The 14,327-nt window shown below is 41.3% G+C and carries 15 protein-coding genes; 3 read left to right on the top strand and 12 right to left on the bottom strand.

The features are described 5' to 3' along the window. Positions 1-26: 26 nt before the first annotated feature. The 8 genes from QM738_RS23930 to QM738_RS23895 form a co-directional block, all read right to left on the bottom strand. A complete protein-coding gene (locus QM738_RS23930; RefSeq protein WP_462279294.1) occupies positions 27-473 on the bottom strand; it encodes a VOC family protein in 447 nt (148 codons plus the stop codon). A gap of 141 nt (positions 474-614) precedes the next feature. Next, entirely contained in the window at positions 615-1,199 is a 585-nt protein-coding gene (locus QM738_RS23925; RefSeq protein WP_462279293.1) for a hypothetical protein, read from the bottom strand. A 94-nt stretch (positions 1,200-1,293) separates the two neighbouring features. Continuing rightward, on the bottom strand, positions 1,294-1,713 hold the full coding sequence (locus tag QM738_RS23920; protein WP_462279292.1) for a hypothetical protein: 420 nt from the start codon (positions 1,711-1,713) through the stop codon (positions 1,294-1,296). 216 nt (positions 1,714-1,929) lie between these two features. After that, entirely contained in the window at positions 1,930-2,502 is a 573-nt protein-coding gene (locus QM738_RS23915; RefSeq protein ID WP_462279291.1) for a hypothetical protein, read from the bottom strand. A gap of 247 nt (positions 2,503-2,749) precedes the next feature. After that, the gene (locus tag QM738_RS23910) at positions 2,750-3,469 is read right to left on the bottom strand and encodes a DUF2071 domain-containing protein (protein ID WP_462279290.1); all 720 of its coding nucleotides are present in this window, start codon (positions 3,467-3,469) and stop codon (positions 2,750-2,752) included. 196 nt (positions 3,470-3,665) lie between these two features. Beyond that, a complete protein-coding gene (locus QM738_RS23905) occupies positions 3,666-4,541 on the bottom strand; it encodes an alpha/beta fold hydrolase (RefSeq protein WP_462279289.1) in 876 nt (291 codons plus the stop codon). Positions 4,542-4,697: 156 nt separating this feature from the next. After that, a complete protein-coding gene (locus QM738_RS23900; protein WP_462279288.1) occupies positions 4,698-5,216 on the bottom strand; it encodes a hypothetical protein in 519 nt (172 codons plus the stop codon). Between the two features lie 134 nt (positions 5,217-5,350). Then, positions 5,351-5,920: a hypothetical protein gene (locus QM738_RS23895; protein WP_462279287.1), complete on the bottom strand. Its 570-nt coding sequence runs from the start codon at positions 5,918-5,920 to the stop codon at positions 5,351-5,353. 765 nt (positions 5,921-6,685) lie between these two features. Between QM738_RS23895 and QM738_RS23890 the strand changes: the two genes are divergently transcribed. After that, entirely contained in the window at positions 6,686-8,257 is a 1,572-nt protein-coding gene (locus QM738_RS23890; protein WP_462279286.1) for a Na+/H+ antiporter, read from the top strand. A gap of 25 nt (positions 8,258-8,282) precedes the next feature. Here QM738_RS23890 and QM738_RS23885 read toward each other — a convergent pair whose 3' ends face one another. The 3 genes from QM738_RS23885 to QM738_RS23875 all read right to left on the bottom strand — a co-directional run bounded on the left by QM738_RS23885 (position 8,283) and on the right by QM738_RS23875 (position 10,386). Then, positions 8,283-8,708, bottom strand: a complete 426-nt coding sequence (locus QM738_RS23885; protein ID WP_462279285.1) for a DUF3592 domain-containing protein — start codon at positions 8,706-8,708, stop codon at positions 8,283-8,285. Positions 8,709-8,767: 59 nt separating this feature from the next. Further along, the gene (locus tag QM738_RS23880) at positions 8,768-9,223 is read right to left on the bottom strand and encodes a NanQ anomerase/TabA/YiaL family protein (RefSeq protein WP_462279284.1); all 456 of its coding nucleotides are present in this window, start codon (positions 9,221-9,223) and stop codon (positions 8,768-8,770) included. A 137-nt stretch (positions 9,224-9,360) separates the two neighbouring features. Further along, positions 9,361-10,386, bottom strand: coding sequence for a PfkB family carbohydrate kinase (locus QM738_RS23875; RefSeq protein ID WP_462279283.1), 1,026 nt, complete (start codon positions 10,384-10,386; stop codon positions 9,361-9,363). A gap of 195 nt (positions 10,387-10,581) precedes the next feature. Between QM738_RS23875 and QM738_RS23870 the strand changes: the two genes are divergently transcribed. After that, positions 10,582-11,244: a bifunctional 4-hydroxy-2-oxoglutarate aldolase/2-dehydro-3-deoxy-phosphogluconate aldolase gene (locus QM738_RS23870; protein WP_462279282.1), complete on the top strand. Its 663-nt coding sequence runs from the start codon at positions 10,582-10,584 to the stop codon at positions 11,242-11,244. Between the two features lie 58 nt (positions 11,245-11,302). Further along, the gene (locus tag QM738_RS23865) at positions 11,303-12,727 is read left to right on the top strand and encodes an MFS transporter (RefSeq protein WP_462279281.1); all 1,425 of its coding nucleotides are present in this window, start codon (positions 11,303-11,305) and stop codon (positions 12,725-12,727) included. 258 nt (positions 12,728-12,985) lie between these two features. Here QM738_RS23865 and QM738_RS23860 read toward each other — a convergent pair whose 3' ends face one another. After that, positions 12,986-14,014 carry a GntR family transcriptional regulator gene (locus tag QM738_RS23860; RefSeq protein ID WP_462279280.1) on the bottom strand — a complete coding sequence of 343 codons (1,029 nt, stop codon included), beginning with the start codon at positions 14,012-14,014 and terminating at the stop codon, positions 12,986-12,988. Between the last annotated feature and the right edge of the window lie 313 nt (positions 14,015-14,327).

Genomic DNA, 14,327 nt, shown 5'->3' with positions numbered 1-14,327 from the left:
AATACCTTCTTCTGGATTATTTATTTTCATTTCAACGGTTCCGCAAGCCCTATCAAAATGCCTTCCGGTCCGCGGATATAACATAGTTTATAAACGTCCTGGTAATTTACTACTTCGTCCACCAGTTCAGCACCCAGTTTATACAATCGTTCCAGCGTATCATTGAGGTCGGCTACTGCAAACATCACCCGTAAATATCCCAACGCATTCACAGGTGCATTGCGATGATCTGCTATCACTTCCGGGGCAATGAATCTTGATAGCTCCAGCCGGCTGTATCCATCCGGGGTTACCATCATCGCTATCTCCACGGATTGATCACGGATTCCTGTTACCCTGCCCGCCCATTCACCTTCTATCATTGCTCTTCCTTCCAGTTGCAAGCCCAGTTCCTGGAAAAAAGTAATGGCATTGTCAAGCGATTGTACCACTATGCCAACATTGTCCATTCTAAGGAGGTTTTCTTTTGCCATTATTTGAATTTTATTTTTTGAACATCTATAAAAGAAACGGGATTATGATGACGGGTTTGGTCATTGTTTGAAGTTAGTAAAAAGTGCAGAGACCGAGGTGAAGAAAATACGCCGTTTGTAAAAGTCAAGACGGCGGCGAAGCTAGTGTGGCCGCATTTTCAGCAGTATTTGCCCAAAAGAAATTTCCGGTTCCTCGTAATCATCTAATGAGGCAAATTTTGAGACCTTGCTTTTGATATCATCTGAAGTGAAATTTTCTTTTGCCATCATTTCTTCATCAAATGAAAGATACCCATAACTAAGATTTACTTTCAACTTGTAATCACTTAATTTTTCATAGCCAGTATCCTCATATTCAAAATCAATGTCAAAATGTAAGGTAGCGTCTATAGAACCGTGATCACTATCGCTAAATTCAATTTTCTTAACGTCAAAAGGATTGTGAACGTCAAATAGAAGTATCGAGCCGTCAATATATCCTTCATCCGGATTTACGGGAAATTCAAAAACTTTATTTTCAAGCTCTTTTAACCTGTTAATATTAAGCCTGATAAAATTCAATATAATCGAAGTTTCAATCGCTTGATCTGCCAAAAAGATTTCTTTTAAATCAATTTGAATTGTGTAGAATAAAGTTTCCGGGATTTCTAAATAAGAATTTTGAAAGATTATTGTATCTAATCTTCCGCTATGCGGTTGTAGTAAATTAGGATTGAATTGATTCATTTGCTCATAAGAATGATTGAATAACATGCTTATAGATACAACCGGTAAGAGTTTCTGAATCTAACTTTTAAATACGTTGGGGAAGGCGAAGAACTTATCGCCCTTTTTTATTTTGCTTTACCAACTCCTCAATTCTGTCTGAAGTTGTTATGAAGCGAAAAGTATCGAGTGCATACTCTTTGTCGAGCGTCAGGCTGGTTGTCTTTGCTCCACCTTTGCTGAAAATGGTTTCAAAAACATATACTTTATTCGGGTCTGTATCGTCAATGCCGATAAATCTGAATGACTTTATTTGGCCATATTTTCCAAGATAGGTAGTAATGTCCTCATTTGTCCATAAAGCTTTGGTGGACTTCATCTCATCCCAACCATGCCCAAACATGGCATTGATACTATCCCCACGCCCTGCGTTATAGAATTTTTGAAATTTTGCCATCGCATTTTTATAATCAGTTTTTGATTGTGCGGCTGCAGCAAGTGGCAGCAGGAATACAAGCAGTACGAAGATTCTCATACAATTGTTATTATAGGTTATGAAATGGTATCAATTAAAGTTAATGTTTTTAATTGTTACGATTGCAGGAGAGTAATAAAATTTTAGTTAAAATGGGGTTTAAGAAGATGCGCCGTTTGTCGGAGCCAAGATGGCGGTGAAGAAGATACGCTGTTTGTTAAAACCAAGACGGCGGCGGAGAAATGGTCCATGAGACACGAACCAGGGGCGACGACTTTAGTTCGCTGTGTAGATCGCCTGACCGCTTTGAATGGTTGTTATTTTGCCTTCTTTATCTTTCGTGATCTTCATTTTTTGCGGGTCAATATTGTCTAAGATATCCATTTCTTTAAATACATGTTTGTTGTCTACGGCATAGAGGTATTGCCCGGATATGAGCTGGAATGTTTTACTGTCGGCACTGTCTAATTTTACGCATAGCATTCCCCCGCTGGTTGGCCGGTAGTAATAGGCAAAGTTCTTATCCTTTGCAAACCAGCCATCCAGCTGCTCAAAACTAACAGGGTCTATTTCCTGTGGCAGTTTTCCATTAAAATATTGTTCCACTACTAAAGTGCATACTCCTTTCACATCCCGATCGGCAAATGTTTTTTCAAACAACTGTCCCGACCTGCTTTTATAAAACTGCCCTTTGATATGTGTCAACAATGCACTGTCTTTTAATTCCAGTTGTGCCAATGCTGTTGTATCAGCAGGGGCTTTTTCGGCACCATTATTTTGCTTTTGTTCTTTACAACCTGTACCTGTTACTACAAGAATAAGAAGAAAGGACAATTTTGTAGTTGTCAAAATTAAATTCAGAGAAGGCAGTAGCGGTTTAAAGTAACGCATAAGGTTTAAAATATGGACGCTGCAACAGCGGCGGGGTAATTTGTGGCGGTATGATCTGCTCCACTGCTCACCGGTCTGCAGGCAGCTTAAAGATACAAAAACTCTTTGTTCTGCTGCCAGCTGCGCAAAAGCAGGAAAAGCTTTTGCCTGCATGGCTTCGGTGAAGTTTTTGAAATGCTATATCTCCCTTGCATAAAATGCCACGTTACAGGAAGAGGTTTTTTTGCCCCATTGAATGCCATTCATGTTTTATTTGAGTCATAATAAGGGCATTGTCAAACTGAACTGAACCTTTGGGGAAGAGATTTTCATTCTCAAAAAAACTCGAATGAACAGATTTTACTTTTAATGGTCTTGCCTGCCAATTAAAAGCTTCCAGGTCAAGCCTGTCAAACTTATCTCCATTAGGTGAATAGCCAATAGCCCCGTTTTCAAAAAACTTTGAAGCCGTGTCGAGTGTTTTAAAGATCGAGTTTGGGTTTAAAGTCGCAGTTTCTTCTCCGTCAATAGAAATGGTTGTACCGTCTGAACTTTTAAAAGCAATATGATAAGATCCATTTCCTTCTTTAACGTCAAATTTTGCATGATAATGCCGGCCCGGAAATATTCGTCCACCTGCAAGTGTATTAAATGTTGATGAAGTGTCGCGACGTGGAATATAAACACCTTCCTTAGTTACTCCATTCCTGGTCCATTCAACTGCTATTCTATGAGCTCCATTTTCGGAGCCAATACCAATGAAACCAGGGAATCCTTTGGGCCTGATTTCTTTAAGCCTGATCAGGCAAATACCAACAATTGCTTTACCCTCGTAAGTCTTTGGTCTGAATGGAGCGGGAACAATCTTCCGGGCAATTTCCGGGTCGGCAGTAAAGTTCACTAAAATCCGCCTGTCAATAATTCCTTGTATGGTTGGGATTTTCATAATGGTCGTTTTGTTATTTGCTTTACCCGGGAGAACTTCGAATGCCAGGTAATGGTACAAGAAAACATCCGGTTTTCCGCCGATAAATGCTGTTGATCGAATCTACCTGGATCGATATTTTGTTAAAGTTATGAACAAAAGCCGATTCATCATATCTTATAGGCCTGGTGCGCTTCAATAACAAATATATCCAGCTCTATTTCAAAAAGCCATTTAAGTAACCTAAAATAGTTTTCGTTTGCATCATCAGGCTCACATGCCCCTGCGATGGAACGATGGCCAGTTGCGATTTGGGCATGGGCGCCATGTCTGCAACAATACCACCGCCCAGCAACTGGTAGGTCTTCATCAGTTCAACTTTATCCAGGCCATCGTTATCGCCTGCAATTAGTAATACCGGCAATGCGATATGCGCAATATTACTATCTCCAACATTGAATGATTCTCCTGCAAAAGTGATCATCTTGTCTAAAAAACTCCTCCATTTGGTTTTGTCCGGCGCCACCGCTTCGTATCCCGTTTTTAAAGGGGTGTTATCAAAAAATTCAGGCTTAAAATCTTTGAAGGCATCGTTTACTACAGACAACCAGCCACTGCTTTTATATGTAGAAGAAATGATCACCAGTTTTTTTAACCGCTTCGGAAATTGTACCGCGAACTGGTAGGCTACAGAACCACCCATGCTATAGCCGGCAACATCTGCACTATCAACCTTTAAGTAATTCATCACCTGTTCCACATCGCTTGCCAGTGTTACAATGTCCATTTTCCTATCGGCATAAGGGCTGTGTCCATGTCCCTGCATTTCGATGGCGATCACTTTCCGCGTCTTTGATAATTCAGGGATCAATTCCGCCCAGTTCATTTCGATGGTGTAAAAAGCGCCATGCAGCAAAACGATCGGTTTTCCTTTGCCGTATACTTCATAATAAACTTTAATGCCATTGACCGGGGCATAGCCACTGCTGGATGGTTTAAGCTTTTGTGCAATTGACTGCGATGCTGTAAAGAGCGAGATTGCAGTGATAAAGATCGCTACAAGCGAATTACTGAACCGGGATATGTTTTTCATCGTGTTGTACAATTTTGGTTACATAATTATAACAAATATCCAACTGAAACAGGGCTTTGTCAAGTGATGCAGCGACAATATCAGGGTAAATTGCGGCAATTGCATTTTGAGAAAGGGCAATTGGATCGCATCAACTCAATGTTGCCTGGAGTGATGCTACTTTATCTTTAAAGAATTTAAAATTTCGTCGGCAGCCTTTTCCCAGTCTTTTTGAAGTTTCTCAATGCAGTTAAAAGTAAATAGTAAAATTTTGCCGTTAAAGACTGTAAAGAAATAAAAGTTAAAAATGCCCTGGTCGATCGCCTGCGATGAGAACTTAATAAAGCCAATACTTTTTCCATTCACCGTCTTAACTCCGTCTCCCAAAATTTTTATGTCTGTTCGTGTTTTCTTCAAATTGGCGATACGAAAATCTTTATAGGCCGCTATTTGGCTTTCGGTTGCCGGTTGTTGCGTTAAGTTTACCAAAAGATTTATCTCTAAGTTTTCATCTGTAAGCGCAAGCTCGGGTTTTGGTGTGTTGTGATATTTTAAAGTCCACTTTTCGTCTGACATATTGGATAATTCCCTGGGCGCAAGGAGCTCCACTTTGTTGTCGAATAAAGCAATGGTTTTGTCGAGCTTAATTTGCCCGAAACTTAAAATTGGGAATAATAATAAAGCGATTATTTTCATGTTGATTGATTAATTTTAAAGTACGTGGTATTGTTGCTGGCGATCATTTGCCGGTTGCAAATATAATATTGAAGTTATGTACAAAAGCTGATGCTTTTTCGCCAGTCTGGAGCTCATAATTTGTTGATAATAGTTTATTTTGTCTTTAAATACTTTCTGAAAGTCGTAGAATACATGTCGCCGAACTTTATAATGCTTATTGTGTCGAATTTAATTTTAGTTGGTTTGTCATAAAGCACTCCGTCTGGATTGTAATTGTGAATTGAAACGCTTTTATCCGTTACACTTTTAATTTCACCAATCCAGAAATCAAGATAGTCTTTGTGAATGTTTTCAACGATGGCGTGGTAATCGTATTTCTTCAAAGTTCTGAAAATGTCAGCCCAGCTTGTCAATGGCAATGGCTTGTCAAAACCAAAACCGTTGTCTAATAATCCCTCACTTTTAAATATTTTTCGTTGTGTGCGCTCAAAGCTCGAATGCCTGATGCTATCAAAGTCGTTTATTCTGATTATTGCAAACCCATCGAGCATAAAGTCATAACCAAGTTGCAGAAACAGGAAATTTTTGGAAAGTCCCAGGATGAACCCGGATAGATTTTCTTCCTCGCCGCAAACAGTTCTATAAAATTTGACGAACGATTTTTTGTCACAGTATTTCTGCAACATCGCGTTATATTCTTTTATTTTTTGCCGCTTCGTCATTTTTATTGTATTATTATGAAGTAAAAGTTGTGACAGGAATTTATATCTCAGTATTCTTAATGGCAGCTTCCAGTTTTTATTTACATGGGTAGAATGTTCGGATTTTTAACCCACATTATGATCATCCCTATAATCCCACCCAATAACATTAGTGGATAGGTTAATTTTATTGTTTTAGCTGTTGGCATATTTCTTAATAATCCCGGATGCTGTTCGAGAAACTCAGCGCCATTCCGGAAATAGATCCATCTTACACTTAATATCCATAGAATTATTATTGTTAAGTGAAAGATCAAGACAATTGGGCTCATTTGCCTGGGAGCGATATAATCGAAAATACTATTTGTTAGCCCGGTAAGATTGCCGATCCCTATTATTATCCAGGGAATGTTGCCATATAATAACCAGCCTTTAAAAAGTTTATTATAACCATCCTGCAATTTTGGGTTTACTGATATGTATCCTTTTGACCTTGATTTAAGAATAAGCCCATTGATAACTGTAACCAGGATAAAGAGTATCCAGGTTTGTCGAAACATTATTTCCAAAAATAGTTTCATTTTGAAATTGGTACCAGTATTAAAACATTGATGACCTCGTTAGGGTAGGAAAATTTACAGTTGTTTTCTGTGTTCCGTTAGCCTGACGCTATTACTCATTAAAGATACAAAAATTCATTGTTTATTCTTTAGCCTGGAGTTAGTCGTCTGCTGAAACTTTCCGGTATACTAAAATCTTTTACCTTTATCAAAACCAAACACCCCCATGCTCGATCACTTTCCCTTTTACCTTAGTTTAATTATCGCCATCGTACTTATTATTATGCTGGCGGATAAAATAAAAGTGGCTTACCCGGTACTGCTGGTGGTGGCAGGGCTGCTCATCAGTTTTATCCCCGGCATACCGGTGATGCATATCGACCCGGAGCTGATCTTTTTTATTTTTTTACCGCCTTTGCTGTACGAAGCGGCATGGGGCGTATCGTGGAAAGAGATGTGGAAGTGGCGGCGCATCATCACCAGTTTTGCCTTTGTGGTGGTTTTTTTAACGGCGATGTCGGTGGCCTTTGTAGCCAATTATTTTATACCGGGTTTTTCGCTGGCGCTGGGTTTTTTATTGGGCGGCATTGTTTCGCCACCCGATGCGGTGAGTGCAAGCGCTATTTTAAAATTTGTAAAAGTGCCCAAGCGCATGTCTTCTATATTGGAAGGGGAGAGCCTGCTGAATGATGCTTCTTCGCTACTCATTTTCCGCTTTGCTTTGATAGCTGTAGCAACAGGCCAGTTTGTGTGGCACCAGGCAGCATTGAGTTTTTGCTGGATGCTGGTAGGTGGTGTGGGCATTGGTTTGCTGGTGGGTTTTATTTTTATGAAAGCACATAAGTACCTGCCCACCGATGCCAATATGGATATTGTACTGTCGGTAGTGGCGCCTTACCTGATGTACCTGGCCGCGGAAGAAGCGCACAGCTCCGGCGTGCTGGCCGTGGTGAGCGGAGGACTGATGCTGGCTAATAATAACCATCGTTTTTTAAGCAGTGCGTCCCGATTGCGGGGCATCAATGTTTGGGAGAGTTTTTGTTTTGTGCTGAACGGCTGGGTGTTTATGCTGATTGGGCTGGCGCTGCCGGAGATCACGGCGGGATTGGGTGATGTGAGTTTGTCCACCGCTATCTGGTATGGTGTATTGATCACCGGCGTGCTGATCGTGGGCCGCATCTTATCTGCCTACGGCGCCGTGGTGGTCACGCTTATCATGCGCAACTTTATAACGGTGGCCGATACACGCAACCCGGGTTTAAAAGTACCGCTGGTGCTGGGGTGGACGGGTATGCGGGGCGTGGTATCGCTGGCTGCGGCTTTGTCCATACCGGAACACCTGGAAAATGCCACACCCTTCCCGCAACGCAATCTTATTTTGTTCATCACTTTTGTGGTGATACTGCTTACTTTACTGGTGCAGGGTTTAACGCTGCCTTCCCTTATAAAAAGGATGGACCTGAGTGATTATGATGATGAGTCGCCGGAAGATGATATGTACCACAGCATCCGCAAGCAATTGGCGCAGCAGGCCCTGCAATACCTGAAAGATCATTACAGCGAGGCCATTGAATCGCATCCCGCATTGCAACAGATGGTGAGTAAATGGGAGGCCACGCAATTACCCGATGAAGTGCTGCTGGCAGAAGAAAGCAAGGCCATTTACCTGGATGTGATCAATCACCAACGTAAATGGCTACACGATAAAAATATTGCAGAAGGAAGCCTGGATGAAGATATTGTGCGCAAGCATTTAAGGCATTTGGATATTGAGGAAGAGAAGCTGCAGTTTATATAACGGTCTGCTGAAGGTAGATCTTATTTTACGAAAATGATATCCGGAACTTACCCTCGCTATAAACAATGGCGGGTTTAAAATCTTTGGGGATAAAAAAGACCGTCCACACAAACAGGAGTGGAGCCAGCCACATTATTTTATCGAGCCATTTGCCTTCAAAGCTGTCGATCTTTACATCCAGCTCATCGGCAGGGTTATACCTCAGCATAACAGAATCATTCCTGGTATAAGGCAGGTTGTAATTGCCCGGCCAGGTAATGCGTTCGCCATTGGCATAAAACTGGAAAACGGGATAGGTTTGTGTTGTGCGTAAGGACCTGGTTTCTGCTGTATAAATTACTACTGCTTTTATTTTAACAGAACGGGAAAGCCAAATGAACCTGGGTAAAGTAAAGAGTGATAGTATGATCACCGTCCCAATAAAATAGATCGACCATTTGGATATTCTCATCTGTTATTATTACCTGTTGAATAACAAAAACGCCTTCACTGATGAAGGCGTTTTTAAAATCATATTTTTACTTTGATCACCAGTTTCCGTATCGGGTGGTCGTCCACCGCGATCATGGGTGCATGCACATCTTCGGGATAGAAAATGGCAAACTGGTTGTTCGTTAATTGAAAATACATATCCGGCACATCATTAAAAAAGCTCACATCCTTTTCGGGATTGTATTCGCCTTTAGGCGCCGTGCAGTTGTTGCGTGGTTTCCAGCCAATGGTCTCTTTACCTTTAATACACAATTGTATGTCGATGTTCTTGTCATGACATTCAAATTTTGCAATGGATTCCGCTGCGCTCATACCTTCTTTTTCGGAATAGATGGCTTTTAATCCTTCGGCAATATCATATTTGCCTATTTCCATACCGGCCAGGTCGGCGCTTTTGATGTATTCAAATGCCTTTGCAAACAGCGGGTGGAGGCTGGTGTATTTGGAGGCGTTGTCGAGTGTGTCTATTATCATACCCCTGTCCCCTAAAGGGGAACTTAATTTTAAAGTTTATAATTTTCTTCAACAGCTTTCTATAAGAAAATGTTGGAGAAGTTAAAAGTCGGTACTATTCGTGAAACCCGGTTCCCCCTTTAGGGGGCGGAGGGGGCTTAACGCTGTACACGTCCGCTGCCATCGCCCTTCATCAGCTCTTTTACATCGCTTAAAGTAGCGTGGTTCAGATCGCCGGGGATGGTGTGCTTTAATGCAGATGCGGCTACGCCGAATTCAGCTGCATCGGCAGTGCTCATACCTGTTACAAGACCATAGATCAGGCCGCTGGCAAAACTATCGCCACTGCCTACACGATCAATGATACGTACATTGTATTTTTTGGTGTGATGGAAATCTTTCCCGTCGTATACCAGCGCACTCCAGCCATTATCGCTGGCGCTATAGCTTTCCCGCAGTGATGATGCGATGAATTTAAAATTGAATTTTGCCTGCATCTGTTTGAACACATCTTTGTATCCATCCAGGTTCAGTTCGCCTTTTGTTACGTCGCTGTGCGCCGCTTTAAATCCAAGGCAGGTTTCTGCATCTTCTTCGTTACCGATACATACATCCACGTACTGGCACAATTCGGTCATTACTTTCTGTGCTTTTTCTTTACTCCATAATTTTTTACGGTAGTTAAGATCAATGCTGGTGGTAATGCCTTTTGCTTTGGCTGCTTTTAATGCCGCCATAGTTAATGCAGCAGCTTTATCACTCAATGCAGGCGTGATACCGGTGGTATGGAACCAGTCAGCGCCGGCTAATATCTTATCAAAATCAAATTCGCTGGCGTCTACATCTGCAATGGATGCACCTGCACGGTCGTACACCACCTGCGATGCCCTCATGGAAGCGCCGGTTTCTAAAAAGTAAATACCCAGCCTGTCGCCACCGCGGGCAATATATTGTGTATCCACACCATAACGGCGTAAATGGTTGATGGCTGACTGCCCGATCGGGTTATTGGGAACTTTGGTTACAAAAGTGCCGTTCTCACCATAATTACAGATAGCAGCAGCAACGTTAGCTTCACCACCACCGTAAGTAACATCAAACGTATCGGCTTGCACAAAACGTTTGTAATCGGGGGTTGATAAGCGCAACATAATTTCTCCAAGCGTAACAACTTTTTTAGGCATCGTTAAAATATTAAATCAAGGTTAAAAAAATAAATAAGTAGAGGCCAAAGATGGTCATAAATTGCTTAACCAACAACAATTTAGCGATCTTATTTGCCAGTTATTTTACGGAAACGTTTGCGTAAATACTATTTCCAAGTTTCTGCATATCATTGCGAATTTGTTGGTATTTTCACCGTTCAAAATAAATTCTAAATGGCCAGTAAAAAAGAGATCCTCGACGGGATCATTGAACAGGGTTTTTTGCCTTTATACTTCAACAAGGATACACAGGTGAGTATTGACCTGATGAAGACCTTATACAAATGCGGTGTGCGCTCGCTGGAATATACCAACCGCGGCGATGATGCGCTGAATAATTTTAAAGCCATGAAGGCGGTAAGGGATGCTGAATTACCGGGTATGAGCCTGGGTATCGGCACCATTAAAAATACCAAAGATGCACAGGCATTTATTGATGCAGGCGCTGATTTTTTAATTGGCCCCGGTTACGAACAGGGTGTTGCCGACCTGGCCAATCAAACCGGTATTTTCTATGCCCCGGGTTGTATGACGCCCAGCGAGATCATTGCAGCAGAGAACAATGGTGTGCAGCTGATCAAATTATTCCCGGGCAATATCCTGGGCCCCGATTTTATGGCAGCGATCAAAGAAGTGTTCCGTAATTTAAAATTCATGCCGACTGGTGGCGTGGATCTTGACCTCGGTAATTTATCAGCATGGTTCACGGCGGGTGTATGTGCGGTGGGTATGGGCAGCAAGCTCATCACTAAAAAGATCATGGAAGAAAAGGATTACGCTACACTGGAATCGAAGATCAAGCAATGCTTCGATTTAATTAAGGAAGCCAGGAAATAATTATATCTTACAGGCCATTTGTTTTATACGGATGGCTTTATTTTTTTAAAAAACGATTATGCTTAAAGAAAAGATTGGCAATTACCGCTGGCAGATCTGTACACTTTTATTTGTTGCAACCACTATCAATTATTTAGACCGGCAGGTACTTTCGCTTACCTGGAAAGATCATATAGTACCGGAATTTCATTGGACAGATTCTTCCTACGGGGATATTACTTCTATTTTTTCGCTGGTATATGCTTTTTCCATGCTGTTCGCAGGCAAATTTGTTGACTGGATCGATACTAAGAAAGGGTTTATGTATGCCATTTTCTTCTGGAGTATTGGCGCTTTGTTGCATGCCTATTGCGGTATTGCTACATCCGGCGTATTGAAAGGTACCTGGTTTGTTGGTTTTGAAACCGCGAAAGAAAATCTTAAAACAGTAACAGATGTTTCTAAGGTACTGAATACAAGTGTGGCATTTTTTATTATAGCAAGAATAGTGCTTGCAATAGGTGAGTCGGGTAATTTTCCTGCGGCCATAAAAACAACGGCAGAGTTTTTTCCTAAAAAAGACCGTGGCTTTGCCACCAGCATTTTTAATTCGGGTGCTACTATTGGTGCTATGCTGGCGCCATTGACCATTCCTTATATAGCAGAAGATCTTGGCTGGGAAATGACCTTTATCATCATCGGCGCCTCGGGCTTTTTATGGATGTTCTTCTGGCAGGCCATGTATAAAAAACCACATCTTCATCCTAAGGTAAGTAAAGAGGAATTGGCCTATATACAGCAGGATGATGTTACGGAAGTAAAAGCTGTAGACACGGGGAAAAAATTATCGCTGGTGCAGGCATTTAAGTATAAGCAAACCTGGGCTTTTGCGGTGGGTAAATTTATGACGGATGGTGTATGGTGGTTCTATCTTTTCTGGACGCCGGCTTACCTTAAAGATGTATATGGATTATCGGGCATTGATGCAGCGCCTTATCTTACTGTTTTGTACACCATCACTATGTTGAGTTTGATCGGCGGATGGTTGCCTACTTTTTTCGTTACAAAAAAGATGATGAACCCTTACAATGGCAGAATGAAAGCCATGCTGATTTTCGCATTCTTCCCGTTATTAGTTTTACTGGCGCAGCCATCGGGCAGTACGAGTATATGGTTGCCGATGATCATTATTGGTATAGCAGGTGCGGCACATCAAAGCTGGAGTGCGAATATATTTTCTACCGTGAGTGATATGTTTCCTAAATATGCAGTGGGTACTATTACCGGCATTGGTGGTATGGCGGGAGGTTTGGGTTCGTTCATCATCAATAAAGGAAGCGGTAAACTTTTTGATTATGCCAAGGAAACCAATATGAGCTTTTTAGGTTTTACCGGAAAACCGGCAGGGTATTTCATCATATTTATAATTTGTGCAGTAGTATATCTTATCGCATGGTTTATCATGAAGCGCCTGGTGCCTAAGTATAAAATGGTGGAAGTCTAAGCTTATTACACGAATTAGAGCGAATTACACGAATTATTATAGATGAAGAGGCTTCAAATATTTGAGGCCTCTTTTTATTTTTTCACGCAAAGAAAAGAAGGAGAGCAAAGAAGCAAAGGAATTGGTGTAATTCGTTTGAATTAGTGCAATTCTTTTCACGCAAAGGAGTAAAGGAAGCAAAGAGGCAAAGAAGGAATGTTCAATGCTCAAGTAAAGAGAATTCGTGTAATTCCTGTCTTTTAATTCGTGTAATAAAGGTTATAAAGAATTACGTAAGGTTAAAAAGAACCTGGCCTCAATATGTTCCGTGGATTTATTGAGGATCAGTTCAGCAGCTTTTTCTCCCATCATCTGGAAATCGGTGGAGATGGTGGTGATGCCGTTGAGGATGATCTTTTTTAATGCTGTTTCATTATAAGATATCACGCCCACTTCCTTGCCGATCTTTAATTTTTTATCGAGTATCTTTTCTATCAATAATACTAAATCGTCTTCCATTAAATTGATATACACTTCGCCTTTGTTGATGTCTTCTTTACTGATATCGTGTACGATCTTATAATTAAATGCATACTCCTGGCAAAAGCGTGCAAAGCCGGTGGTGATCTCGTTAGGATGATAGGTGTATTCGGGCAGGATGATGTTCAGCGTGTGGTATTTTTCCAGGTTGGGCAATGCCTGCTCCAATGCGATATAAATATCCTTATCAAAATTCTCGTAAATGGCGCCGTATTCGCCGGTAACACCGGGTACCAGTTTATCGAGTAAGATCAGTTTTTCCCTCGGTATATTGTTCAGCACTTTGTAAGCATTTTCAGTGCCTTCCATAAAGTGGGGGATGATGACGTAATAATTATAATCTTCCTTACTGTTGAGCAGCAGGTTCTTAAAAAGCGAAAAGTTATTATTGTAAACGTAAAAATCTATTGTCGCTGCATCGCCGAGGGTGCTTACAAAGGCATCGTAAATGATCTTTTTGTGGGCACTCAGTTTATTGAACATTAAAAAGATCTTGATCTTCTGGCCCACATCGGTGTTCTTGATATAATAGCCTTTACCGGGAACGGAGCCAATGATGCCCGTTTTCTTTAAATAGCGGTAGCCTTTTTCGGCGGTATCACGGGATATCTCGAACTCAAAACTCAGTTCGTTGATGGAAGGCAATACATCATCCACCTGCAGCTTCTGGGTTTCTATGGCTTTAATGATGCAGTTGGCCAGTTGCTGGTATTTTGGCGTGGCCGAAAACTCGTCGATATAGATGATCTTGTTAAATGGAGATAGCATTGGCACCCGTATTCTGATAGATTTTTTGCATGTAAGTTCAACAAAAATAGCTTTTTTATTATAATGCTGATTGCAAACTGTTTGTACGGGCTGCAAAGCTTTGCAATTAAACGCAATGGCAGGCCCGGGCGTGCAACCCTTATAATGAATTTTGCAACTTTTTAATGTATTGGTTGTCTTTCAATAAAGCCTGTAATATGGCTGGTGCTGCTTTCGGCTGAGCGGGCCGCGGCTGTTAGGAATACCTTACATGATAGTGCATGATGCTGTGCAGGGCATTTCAGTATATTTTACATTAAAATTGCTTAGCTAT

It is taken from the genome of Ferruginibacter sp. (genome assembly GCF_049840995.1).
GTDB lineage: Bacteria > Bacteroidota > Bacteroidia > Chitinophagales > Chitinophagaceae > Ferruginibacter.
Note: the sequence above shows the minus strand (reverse complement) of the source record. Positions and strands in the feature narration are given on the sequence as shown.

What these genes read in the sequence shown, in the direction of transcription:
- QM738_RS23930 (WP_462279294.1), bottom strand. Translation starts at nt 473, where the DNA reads ATGGCAAAAGAAAACCTCCTTAGAATGGACAATGTTGGCATAGTGGTA.
- QM738_RS23925 (WP_462279293.1), bottom strand. Translation starts at nt 1,199, where the DNA reads ATGAATCAATTCAATCCTAATTTACTACAACCGCATAGCGGAAGATTA.
- QM738_RS23920 (WP_462279292.1), bottom strand. Translation starts at nt 1,713, where the DNA reads ATGAGAATCTTCGTACTGCTTGTATTCCTGCTGCCACTTGCTGCAGCC.
- QM738_RS23910 (WP_462279290.1), bottom strand. Translation starts at nt 3,469, where the DNA reads ATGAAAATCCCAACCATACAAGGAATTATTGACAGGCGGATTTTAGTG.
- QM738_RS23905 (WP_462279289.1), bottom strand. Translation starts at nt 4,541, where the DNA reads ATGAAAAACATATCCCGGTTCAGTAATTCGCTTGTAGCGATCTTTATC.
- QM738_RS23900 (WP_462279288.1), bottom strand. Translation starts at nt 5,216, where the DNA reads ATGAAAATAATCGCTTTATTATTATTCCCAATTTTAAGTTTCGGGCAA.
- QM738_RS23895 (WP_462279287.1), bottom strand. Translation starts at nt 5,920, where the DNA reads ATGACGAAGCGGCAAAAAATAAAAGAATATAACGCGATGTTGCAGAAA.
- QM738_RS23890 (WP_462279286.1), top strand. Translation starts at nt 6,686, where the DNA reads ATGCTCGATCACTTTCCCTTTTACCTTAGTTTAATTATCGCCATCGTA.
- QM738_RS23885 (WP_462279285.1), bottom strand. Translation starts at nt 8,708, where the DNA reads ATGAGAATATCCAAATGGTCGATCTATTTTATTGGGACGGTGATCATA.
- QM738_RS23880 (WP_462279284.1), bottom strand. Translation starts at nt 9,223, where the DNA reads ATGATAATAGACACACTCGACAACGCCTCCAAATACACCAGCCTCCAC.
- QM738_RS23875 (WP_462279283.1), bottom strand. Translation starts at nt 10,386, where the DNA reads ATGCCTAAAAAAGTTGTTACGCTTGGAGAAATTATGTTGCGCTTATCA.
- QM738_RS23870 (WP_462279282.1), top strand. Translation starts at nt 10,582, where the DNA reads ATGGCCAGTAAAAAAGAGATCCTCGACGGGATCATTGAACAGGGTTTT.
- QM738_RS23865 (WP_462279281.1), top strand. Translation starts at nt 11,303, where the DNA reads ATGCTTAAAGAAAAGATTGGCAATTACCGCTGGCAGATCTGTACACTT.
- QM738_RS23860 (WP_462279280.1), bottom strand. Translation starts at nt 14,014, where the DNA reads ATGCTATCTCCATTTAACAAGATCATCTATATCGACGAGTTTTCGGCC.